Source organism: Mycolicibacterium arseniciresistens (assembly GCF_030519285.1).
Lineage (GTDB): Bacteria > Actinomycetota > Actinomycetes > Mycobacteriales > Mycobacteriaceae > Mycobacterium > Mycobacterium arseniciresistens.
This window is the reverse complement of the sequence record NZ_JAUMSQ010000262.1, coordinates 1-9,723: the sequence shown is the minus strand read 5'-3', so window position 1 is coordinate 9,723 and position 9,723 is coordinate 1. Positions and strand designations below refer to the sequence as shown.

General features: G+C 70.4%; 10 protein-coding genes. 4 read left to right on the top strand and 6 right to left on the bottom strand.

Annotated features, from left to right (window positions below):
• Nucleotides 1–1,380 (bottom strand): DNA primase (gene dnaG, locus Q2100_RS24680; RefSeq protein ID WP_302916170.1); only part of this gene is annotated, 1,380 nt, incomplete at its 3' end.
• A gap of 20 nt (nt 1,381–1,400) precedes the next feature.
• Complete coding sequence (locus Q2100_RS24675) at nt 1,401–2,669, bottom strand: deoxyguanosinetriphosphate triphosphohydrolase (protein ID WP_302916169.1); 1,269 nt, start codon at nt 2,667–2,669, stop codon at nt 1,401–1,403.
• Between the two features lie 77 nt (nt 2,670–2,746).
• Between Q2100_RS24675 and Q2100_RS24670 the strand changes: the two genes are divergently transcribed.
• A complete protein-coding gene (locus Q2100_RS24670) occupies nt 2,747–4,759 on the top strand; it encodes a TPM domain-containing protein (protein ID WP_302916168.1) in 2,013 nt (670 codons plus the stop codon).
• A gap of 99 nt (nt 4,760–4,858) precedes the next feature.
• Here Q2100_RS24670 and Q2100_RS24665 read toward each other — a convergent pair whose 3' ends face one another.
• Nucleotides 4,859–6,256 (bottom strand): glycine--tRNA ligase, encoded by a 1,398-nt coding sequence (locus Q2100_RS24665; RefSeq protein WP_302916167.1) that lies wholly within the window; start codon nt 6,254–6,256, stop codon nt 4,859–4,861.
• A 71-nt stretch (nt 6,257–6,327) separates the two neighbouring features.
• Between Q2100_RS24665 and Q2100_RS24660 the strand changes: the two genes are divergently transcribed.
• Nucleotides 6,328–6,717: an ArsR/SmtB family transcription factor gene (locus Q2100_RS24660; RefSeq protein ID WP_407667684.1), complete on the top strand. Its 390-nt coding sequence runs from the start codon at nt 6,328–6,330 to the stop codon at nt 6,715–6,717.
• Nucleotides 6,714–7,121: a Fur family transcriptional regulator gene (locus tag Q2100_RS24655; protein ID WP_264012694.1), complete on the top strand. Its 408-nt coding sequence runs from the start codon at nt 6,714–6,716 to the stop codon at nt 7,119–7,121. The genes Q2100_RS24660 and Q2100_RS24655 overlap by 4 nt, the downstream gene beginning before the upstream one ends.
• Here Q2100_RS24655 and Q2100_RS24650 read toward each other — a convergent pair.
• Genes Q2100_RS24650 through recO form a run of 3 tightly spaced genes read right to left on the bottom strand, consistent with a single transcriptional unit; the run spans nt 7,110 to nt 9,268 of the window.
• Nucleotides 7,110–7,544, bottom strand: coding sequence for a hypothetical protein (locus Q2100_RS24650; protein ID WP_269893292.1), 435 nt, complete (start codon nt 7,542–7,544; stop codon nt 7,110–7,112). The genes Q2100_RS24655 and Q2100_RS24650 overlap by 12 nt on opposite strands.
• 10 nt (nt 7,545–7,554) lie before the next feature.
• On the bottom strand, nt 7,555–8,487 hold the full coding sequence (locus Q2100_RS24645; RefSeq protein ID WP_302916166.1) for a decaprenyl diphosphate synthase: 933 nt from the start codon (nt 8,485–8,487) through the stop codon (nt 7,555–7,557).
• Nucleotides 8,438–9,268, bottom strand: coding sequence for a DNA repair protein RecO (recO, locus tag Q2100_RS24640; protein WP_302916165.1), 831 nt, complete (start codon nt 9,266–9,268; stop codon nt 8,438–8,440). The genes Q2100_RS24645 and recO overlap by 50 nt, the downstream gene beginning before the upstream one ends.
• 62 nt (nt 9,269–9,330) lie before the next feature.
• Between recO and Q2100_RS24635 the strand changes: the two genes are divergently transcribed.
• Nucleotides 9,331–9,723 (top strand): amidase family protein (locus tag Q2100_RS24635; RefSeq protein ID WP_302916164.1); only part of this gene is annotated, 393 nt, incomplete at its 3' end.

Genomic DNA, 9,723 nt, shown 5'->3' with positions numbered 1-9,723 from the left:
CTCCGCGGTGCGCCGCCTGCCCTTGTCGGGCAGGCCCCGCTTCTGGGCCTCCTCGCGGACGCGGCTGAGCACCTGCGCCTCGTCGCTCCACCCGGTCCAGCCGGCCAGCCGGCGCGCGTACTCGTCGCGCAGGGCGTAGTCGCGGATCCGGGCCACCAGCGGCACACACCGGCGCAGCGCGTCCACCTGGGCCTGCGGGTCGTTGTCGAGGGTCTCCCCGTCGGGGATGAGGCTTCGGACCGCGAACTCGAACATCGGGATGCGCCGCGCCACCAGGTCGCGCAGCGCGTTGTCGCCGTATTTCAGCCGCAGGTCGCAGGGATCCATCCCGTCGGAAGCGATGGCGACGAACGACTTTCCGGCCACCTGCTGGTCACCGTCGAACGCCTTGAGCGCCGCCGCCTGGCCCGCCGCGTCGCCGTCGAACACGAAGATCAGCTCACCGCGGTACCAGTTGTCGTCCATCATCAGCCGGCGCAGCAGGGCGAGGTGGCCGTCACCGAACGCGGTGCCGCACGACGCCACGGCCGTGGTCTCGTGCGACAGGTGCATCGCCATCACGTCGGTGTAGCCCTCGACCACCACCGCACGGTGGGACTTGGCGATGTCGCGCTTGGCGAGGTCGAGCCCGAACAGCACCGACGACTTCTTGTACAGCACCGTCTCGGGGGTGTTGACGTACTTGGCCTCCATCGGGTCGTCGGCGAAGATGCGGCGGGCGCCGAACCCGATCACTTCCCCGCCGGGGGCCCGGATCGGCCAGAGCAGCCTGCGGTGGAAGCGGTCCATCGGTCCGCGCTTGCCCTCCCGGGACAGCCCGGCCGCCTCGAGCTCCTTGAACTCGAATCCCTTGCGCAGCAGGTGTTTGGTCAGCTTGTCCCAGCCCGAGGGGGCGAAACCGCAGCCGAAGTGCGCCGCCGCCGCGGCGTCGAAGTTGCGTTCGATCAGGTACTGCCGCGCCGGGGCGGCCTCGTCGGACTGCAGTGCCTCGGCGTAGAACTCGGCGGCGGCGGCGTTGGCGGCCAGCAGCCTGCTGCGGCTGCCGCGGTCGCGCTGCACGTTCGTGGTGGACCCGCCGGTGTAGGTGACGGTGTAGCCCACGCGGTCGGCCAGCAGTTCGACCGACTCGACGAAGCTGACGTGCTCGATCTTCTGCAGGAAGGTGAAGACGTCGCCGCCCTCGCCGCAGCCGAAGCAGTGGAAGTGGCCGTGGTTGGGCCGGACGTGGAACGACGGCGACTTCTCGTCGTGGAAGGGACACAGGCCCTTGAGTGAGTCGGCGCCGGCGCGGCGCAACTGCACGTAGTCGCCGACGACGTCCTCGATGCTCACACGTTCACGGATGGCCGCGATGTCGCGATCTGGTATCCGCCCGGCCACCGATCCAGTCTAGAGGTCGGTCACAACGGTCTGGGCGAGCGCGCTTCGTGCACTCGTTCCAGACGGCCCTCGGTGTAGGAGGCGATCTGGTCGACCACCACCCGCAGCCGGGAGCCGTCGTCGGATGCCGCGTCGAATTCGGCGGCGAACTGCGGGTCGAGGCTGCCGGGGGCCTGCGCCCACAGCGCGAGCGCCACCTCGCGGATGCGGGTCCGCTGGTCGGCCTGGATCCGCAGATGCCCGTGGTCGGACATGATGAAGTGCAATGCCAGCATCTTGAGCACCGCCACCTCGGCGCGCACCAGCACCGGCACCGTCAGCTCGGTGTCGAAGCGCCGCAGCGGGCCGGGTCCGGCGACGCCGCGGGTCTCGGTGATCGCGGCGTTGGCGAATCGGCCGACGAGTTCGCTGGTCATCCGCTTGAGCGCGACCGAGGCGGCCAGGGTGCCGTCGTACTTGCCGACGTCGGCCACCACGGGGACCTTCGACAGCCGCTCGGCGGCGGCCAGCAGGTCGTCGGTCGCCAGCGTCGGGAAGGACTCGGCGCCCAACCGGGCCAGCGACGCGGCCTCGTCGGCGTCGGCGAGCACCCGCAGGTCGATGCGTCCGGAGATCACGCCGTCCTCGACGTCGTGCACCGAGTAGGCGACGTCGTCGGCCCAGTCCATCAACTGCGCCTCCAGGCATGGCCGGTCGGTGGGCGCGCCGCTGCGCACCCATTGCGCCGCGGTCATGTCGTCGTCGTAGAACCCGAACTTGCGGCGGTCGGCGGTGCGCTGCCACGGGTACTTGGTCACCGCGTCGAGCGCCGCCCTGGTCAGATTCAGGCCCGCGCCGCGCCCTTGCGGGTCAAGCACTTTGGGCTCGAGCCGGGTCAGGATCCTGAAGTTCTGCGCGTTGCCCTCGAAGCCGCCGAACACCGTGACGATCTCGTCGAGCGCCCGTTCGCCGTTGTGTCCGTACGGCGGATGGCCGATGTCGTGGGCCAGGCCGGCCAGGTCGACCAGGTCCGGGTCGCAGCCCAGCCCGACGGCCATCCCGCGGCCGATCTGCGCCACCTCCAGCGAGTGGGTCAGGCGGGTGCGCGGGGTCTCCCCCTCACGCGGTCCGACGACCTGGGTCTTGTCGGCCAGCCGGCGCAGTGCCGCGCAGTGCAGCACGCGCGCGCGGTCGCGGGCGAAGTCGGTGCGGTGCTCGGTGTCGGCGCCCGGCAGCCCGGCGCCCTTGGGGTCCTCGACCACCAACCGCGCGCGGTCGAACTCGTCATAGGTATCCCGATATGCAGCCACCGACGCTCAGTCTGCCAGGGTGCTCATGCGGGCCGTGCCGTCACGCCTGGTGGCCGACCAGCACTACATTGACCACCATGCGTTTCGCCCGCCTGCTCAGCGTGGTGTGCGCCGTCCTCGCGGTCGGCGTCCTCATCGCCCCGAACGCCGCCGCCGAACCACCGTTCCGGGTGCCGGACTACATCACCGACAACTCCGGCGCGCTCGACAGGACCCAGCGCGCCGAGGTGCAGGCGGCCGTCGACCGGCTCTACGACACCCGCGGCACCCGGTTGTGGGTGGTCTACGTCGACCGCTTCGGCCAGGATCCGGTCGCCTGGGCCGACACGGCCACCGAGCTCAGTGACTTCGGCGACCACGACGCGCTGCTGGCCATTGCCGTCGTCGAACGGTCCTACGCGTTCCGGGTGCCGACCGCCGTCATCGGCCAGTCCGAGGCCGACCGGCTGCAGCGCAACGAGATCGAGCCGATGCTCCGCCGCCAGGACTGGGCCGGCGCGGCGATCACCGCCGCGCAGGGCCTCGACGTCGCCCCGCCGCAACCGCTGCAGGTGTCGCCGCTGGCCATCGCGATCGTGCTGGTCCTCATCATCGCGATCGGGCTGGTGCTCTGGTGGTGGCGACGCCGGCGCGGCCGCAAGCGCCGCGCCGCCGAGTTCGAGGCCGCCAAGCGGGTGGACCCCACAGATCCCAACGCATTGGCCGCCGTTCCCATCGACGCGCTCGACGACCTGTCGAAGGCGATCGTGGTGGACGTCGACAACGCGGTGCGCACCAGCGACGGCGAACTGGCGATGGCGGTCGGGGAATTCGGCCCGCAACGCACCGAACCGTTCCTGCGTGCCGTCGCGACGGCCAAAGCGGCACTGGCGCAAGCATTCTCCGTGCGTCAGACGCTCGACGACGCGATCCCCGAGGCGCCACTGCAGCGACGCGACCTGCTGACCCGGGTGATCGTGTCCGCCGCGACCGCCGACCGCGAACTCGACGCGCAGAGCGAGGCGTTCGAGCAGCTGCGCGACCTGGTGATCAACGCGCCCGACCGGCTGGACACGCTGACCCAGCAGATGGTCGACCTGACGGCCCGGATCGCGCCCGCCGAGCAGACCCTGGCCGGCCTGCGTGCGCAGTTCGACGCCGCCGCACTGTCTTCGGTGGCCGGGAACATCGACGCGGCCAAGGAGCGGCTCGCGTTCGCCGATCGTCACATCACCTCGGCGCGGGCACTGGTGGCGCGGCCCGCCGGCGATCAGATCGGTCTGGTGGACGCCGTGCGTGCGGCCGAGTCGGCGCTGGCGCAGGCCCGCCAGCTGTTCGAGGCGCTCGACAGTGCCGCAGGCGACATCAACCGGGCGGTGGCGAGCCTTCCCGCTGCGATCGCCGACCTGCGTGCCGGTATCGCGCACGCCGGAAGCCTGCTGCAGAAGCCGGACACACCGCAGGCCGCCGAACTCACCGCAGCGCTGAAGAAGGCCAACGACGCGGTGCGCGCCGCCGAGGCCGGCGGGCCGACCGATCCACTGGGCACCTTCACGGCGCTGACCAAGGCCGACGCGGATCTGGACCGGCTGCTGGCCAGCGTGCACGAGCAGCGCGAAGCCGCCGAGCGGCTGGTCCGCGCACTGGACCAGGCGGTGGTCACCGCCCAGTCGCGGATCCGGGCGGTGTCGGACTTCATCGACACCCGCCGCGGCAGCATCGGCCCGGAGGCGCGCACCCGGCTCGCCGAAGCGAGCCGCCAGCTCGAGGCTGCGCAGGCCAAGCGCAGCACCGATGTGAGCGAGGCCGTCGCGCACGCCAACGGCGCGTCCATGCTCGCCGCGCAGGCGCAGTCGCTGGCCAACGACGACGTCCAAGCCGCCCAGCAGACCTTCACCTCGCACTATCCCGGCGGCGGCTCGGACCTGGGGGCGGTGATCGGCGGCATCATCATCGGCAACGTGCTTCGCGGCGGCTTCAGCGGCGGCTTCGGCACGAGTGGCTGGAGCGGCGGGTACAGCGGCGGCCGCGGAATGGGGCGGTCGACGTCGTTCGGCGGCTCGTCGCGGTCGTCGGGCCGCAGCTACAGCGGCGGCGGCGGCCGGTTCTAGGCTCCGCTCTCCCGGCGCGAGCAGACGCAAATTGACACGAAACACGGCGTGTCGCGAGCATTTTGCGTCTGTTCGCGAAGGAATGGCGCGGGAGGAACGCTAGGCGCCCTTGAGGCGGACGGCCAGGTAGTCGGAGACCTCCGACAGCGCAACCCGGTCCTGGGTCATCGCGTCTCGCTCGCGGATGGTCGCCGACTGGTCCTCGAGCGAGTCGAAGTCGACGGTCACGCAGAACGGCGTGCCGATCTCGTCCTGGCGGCGGTAGCGGCGCCCGATCGCCCCGGCGTCGTCGAACTCGACGTTCCACGACTTGCGCAGTTCGGCCGCCAGGTCGCGGGCCTTCGGCGACAGATCGGCGTGCCGCGACAGCGGCAGCACCGCGGCCTTCACCGGCGCCAGCCGCGGATCCAGCTTGAGCACCGTGCGCTTGTCGACGCCGCCCTTGGCGTTGGGCGCCTCGTCCTCGGTGTACGCGTCGACCAGGAACGCCATCAGCGACCGCGTCAGGCCGGCAGCCGGCTCGATGACATACGGCGTGTAGCGCGTCTCGGTGGCCTGGTCGTAGTACGACAGGTCGACGCCGGAATGCTTGGCGTGCGTGGACAGGTCGAAGTCGGTGCGGTTGGCCACGCCCTCGAGCTCACCCCACGGGTTGCCCGCGAAGCCGAACTTGTACTCGATGTCGACCGTGCGGTCCGAGTAGTGCGACAGCTTGTCCTTCGGATGCTCGTAGAGCCGGAGGTTGTCGCGGTCGATGCCGAGGTCGACGTACCACTGCAGCCGGGTGTCGATCCAGTACTGGTGCCACTCGGGCGCCGTCGACGGCTCGACGAAGAACTCCATCTCCATCTGCTCGAACTCGCGGGTGCGGAAGATGAAGTTGCCGGGGGTGATCTCGTTGCGGAAGCTCTTGCCGATCTGGCCGATGCCGAACGGCGGCTTGCGCCGCGACGTGGTCACCACGTTCGCAAAGTTCACGAAGATGCCCTGGGCGGTCTCGGGCCGCAGATAGTGCATGCCCTCCTCGGTCTCGATCGGGCCGAGGTAGGTCTTGAGCATCATGTTGAAGTCGCGCGGCTCGGTCCACTGACCCTTGGTGCCGCAGTCCGGGCAGACGATCTCGGTCATCGGCACGGTGTCTGGATCAACGGCGGTGTCGCGCGTCCCCTTCTTCAGGGCGTACGCCTCCTGCATGTGGTCCTGCCGGTGCCGCTTATGGCAGTTCAGGCATTCCACGAGCGGGTCGTTGAACACCTCGACGTGGCCCGAGGCCACCCACACCTCACGGGGCAGGATGATCGCGCTGTCCAGGCCGACGACGTCGTCGCGGCCGGTGACCACCGACCGCCACCACTGCCGCGTGATGTTCTCCTTGAGCTCGACGCCCAGTGGCCCGTAGTCCCACGCCGACTTCGTGCCGCCGTAGATCTCACCCGACTGGTAGACCAGGCCACGGCGTTTCGCGAGGTTCGCAACGGTGTCGATGATGGATGCCACGGTGCATCAGCGTAGCGACACTTGAGGGACCGATTGACATGCGTATGCCTGCATGTATTGTGGCTGGCATAATGAAAACCATTCCCACTATTGCTGATGAGGGCGCAGAGGACGGCGGCGGGCCGGTCGAGCACGGCCACCAGCACGGCGCCGCGCCGATGCCCGAGCTGCCCGCACGTGAGGTGCTCGAGACCGCGGGTGAGCTGCTGCGCGCGCTGGCCGCACCGGTCCGCATCGCGATCGTCCTGCAGCTGCAGCAGTCCCAGCGGTGCGTGCACGAGCTGGTCGACGCGCTCGGCGTGCCGCAGCCGCTGGTCAGCCAGCACCTGCGCATCCTCAAGCAGTCCGGCGTGGTGGCCAGTGAGCGGGCCGGCCGCGAGGTGCTCTACCGCCTCGTCGACCACCACCTCGCCCACATCGTGGTCGACGCCGTCGCGCACGCCGCCGAGGACCCGCGATGACGGGCGCCGGCACCGGCGTCCGGGCCACCCGGCAGCGTGCGGCGATCACCGAACTGCTCGGCGAACTCGACGACTTCAGGTCTGCCCAGGAGTTGCACGACGAACTGCGACGACGCGGCGAGGGCATCGGCCTGACGACGGTCTACCGCACCCTGCAGGCGATGTCCGCGGCAGGCGTGGTCGACACCCTGCGCACCGACACCGGCGAGTCGGTCTACCGGCGCTGCTCGGAGCACCACCACCACCATCTGGTGTGCCGGACGTGCGGGGCGACCGTCGAGATCCAGGGCCGGTCGGTCGAGACGTGGGCCGCGGACATCGCCCGCAGGCACGGCTTCTCCGACGTCAGCCACACCATCGAGATCTTCGGGGTGTGCGGCGCCTGCGCCTCGTCAGCCGAGTAGCGACCGGCGCACGTCGGCGCCGGCCGCGAGCACCATCATGATCAGCGTGCGCAGTGCCTCGTCGGACAGCCCGTTGCCCGGGAAGTTGTAGCGCAGCAACACATCCGCGGTCTTCTTGGAGTTGCGCTTCGCCGACGCGGCAACCGCGGCCTCGCCGCTCTTGGCCGCCAGTGACACCGTGCCCAGCAGCGTGGCGTGCGCGTGTTCGGCGACCTTCGCCCGCAGTTTCGCGTCCAGCGGCTGGTCCCACACCAGCATCTGGGTCAGCGCCACCAGGTCCAGGCCCTCGGCGACAGGCACCACCCGCAGCGAGGCGAACGTCTCGTCGTAGTGCACGGTGATCGCGCCGTCGGATTCCTGCACCACCGGCAGCGCCTCGGTGAGCGCCGACGCCAGCCGCTGCGGCAGGTCGGGTGTGGTCACGGTGCGCCGCTCAGGCCCTGCCGAAGCGACGGTTGCGGCTGACGTACTCCTCGCACGCCGCCCACAGGTCGCGCCGGTCGTAGTCCGGCCAGAGCTTGTCCTGGAAGACGTATTCGGCGTAGGCGGACTGCCACAGCAGGAAGTTGCTGGCCCGCTGCTCCCCCGACGTGCGGATGAACAGGTCGACATCGGGGATGTCCGGCCGGTGCAGGTGCTTGGCGAACGCCGCCTCGGTGATGCGGCCCGGTTTGACCTTGCCGTCGGCGGCCTCCTGCGCCAGCACACGCGCGGCCTCGACGATCTCGGTGCGGCCGCCGTAGTTCACGCAGTAGTTGATCGTGATGACGTCGTTGTCGACCGTCATCTCCTCCGCGATGTCGAACTCCTTGCTCACGCTGCGCCACATCCGCGGGCGGGATCCGACCCAGCGCATCCGCACGCCCATGTCGTTGAGGTTCTCCCGGCGCCGGCGCACCACCTCACGGTTGAAGCCCATCAGGAAGCGCACCTCCTCGGTGCTGCGCTTCCAGTTCTCGGTGGAGAAGGCGTACACCGTCAGATGCTTGACGCCGATCTCGATCGCCCCGCAGGTGATGTCGATGAGCACCGCCTCGCCCATCTTGTGGCCCTCGGTGCGGTGCAGCCCGCGCTGAGTGGCCCAGCGGCCGTTGCCGTCCATCACCACGGCGACGTGCTGGGGCACCTGGTCGGCCGGGATCTTCGGCGCGGCGGCCTTGCTGGTGTGCTGCGGCGGGCGGCAGAACGGGCCGTTGGTCTTCGGCGGCAACTCGGGGAACACCACCGGCCACGTCGACTTGTCGGGGAAGGTGGGGTAGTCGTCGGGCGCCGGGTCGAGTTGCGGGAATTCGCCTTTCCGCGCCCTCTTCTTGCGCTCAGCCGCCTGCGGCAAGCTGTTCGCCTGGTTCGTCGCCACGGTGGACATCCTGCCCCAACCGCGCGATGCGGTGGTCGGCGACCGTGCGATCCATCCGATAGAAACGCTCGACCAGCGGCAACGTCTGCAACTGTCGCTCCAGGTGCCACTGCAGATGCGCTGCGACCAGTCCGCTGGCCTGACTGCGGTGCGACGAGGACGACGCCTCGGCCGCATCCCAGTCGCCGTCGTGCAGCGCGGCCATCAGGTCCACCACCCCCTGCGGCGGCGTCGCCGACCCCGACGGCCTGCAGTGCACGCACACGCTGCCGCCCGCGCCCACGTGGAACGCCCGGTGCGGACCGGGGGTGGCGCACCGGGCACATTCGGTGAGCGCCGGTGCCCACCCGGCGATCCCCATGGCGCGCAGCAGGTAAGCGTCGAGCACCAGCTCCCGGGGGCGGCTGCCCTCGGCGACCGCCCGCAACGCCCCGACGGTCAGCCTGTGCAGCGCGGGTACCGGTGCGTGTTCCTCGCCCGCCAGCCGTTGCGCGGTCTCGAGCACCGCGCAGGCGCAGGTGTAGCGGCCGTAGTCGCTGACGATGTCACTGGCGAATGCGTCGATGGCCTGCACCTGGGTGACGATGTCGAGGTTGCGGCCCGGGTGCAGTTGAACGTCGATGTAGGCGAACGGCTCGAGCCGGGCGCCGAACTTGCTCCTGGTGCGCCGCACCCCCTTCGCCACCGCGCGGACCAGCCCGTGGTCGCGGGTGAGCAAGGTGACGATGCGGTCGGCCTCGCCGAGTTTGTGTTGGCGCAGCACGACGGCGCGGTCCCGGTACAGCCGCATCGTCACAGTCTTCCACCACGCCCCGACATGAGCCGGTAAGCACGCCGTTACGCTCGGCGGTGATGCTCGACTCGCCATCCTCCCGCCCGCCCCGCACCGCCTTCCCCACCCTCACCGACCAGCTCTATCAACTGGCCAGCGGTGCGGTCAGCTCGGTCGAGCTGGTCGCCCGCTCGCTGGCCGCCATCGAGGCCAGCCAGCCGACCCTCAACGCCTTCCGGGTGGTGCTGGCCGACCAGGCCCGGGCCGACGCCGTCCGGGCCGACCGCCAGCGCGCCGCAGGCGCCCAGCAACCGCTGCTCGGCATCCCGATCGCGGTCAAGGACGACGTGGACATCGCCGGGATGCCCACCCGCTTCGGCGCCGACGGGACGGTGCGCCCGGCGCGTGAGGATTCCGAGGTGGTGCGCAGGCTGCGGGCCGCCGGTGCGGTCATCGTCGGCAAGACCAACACC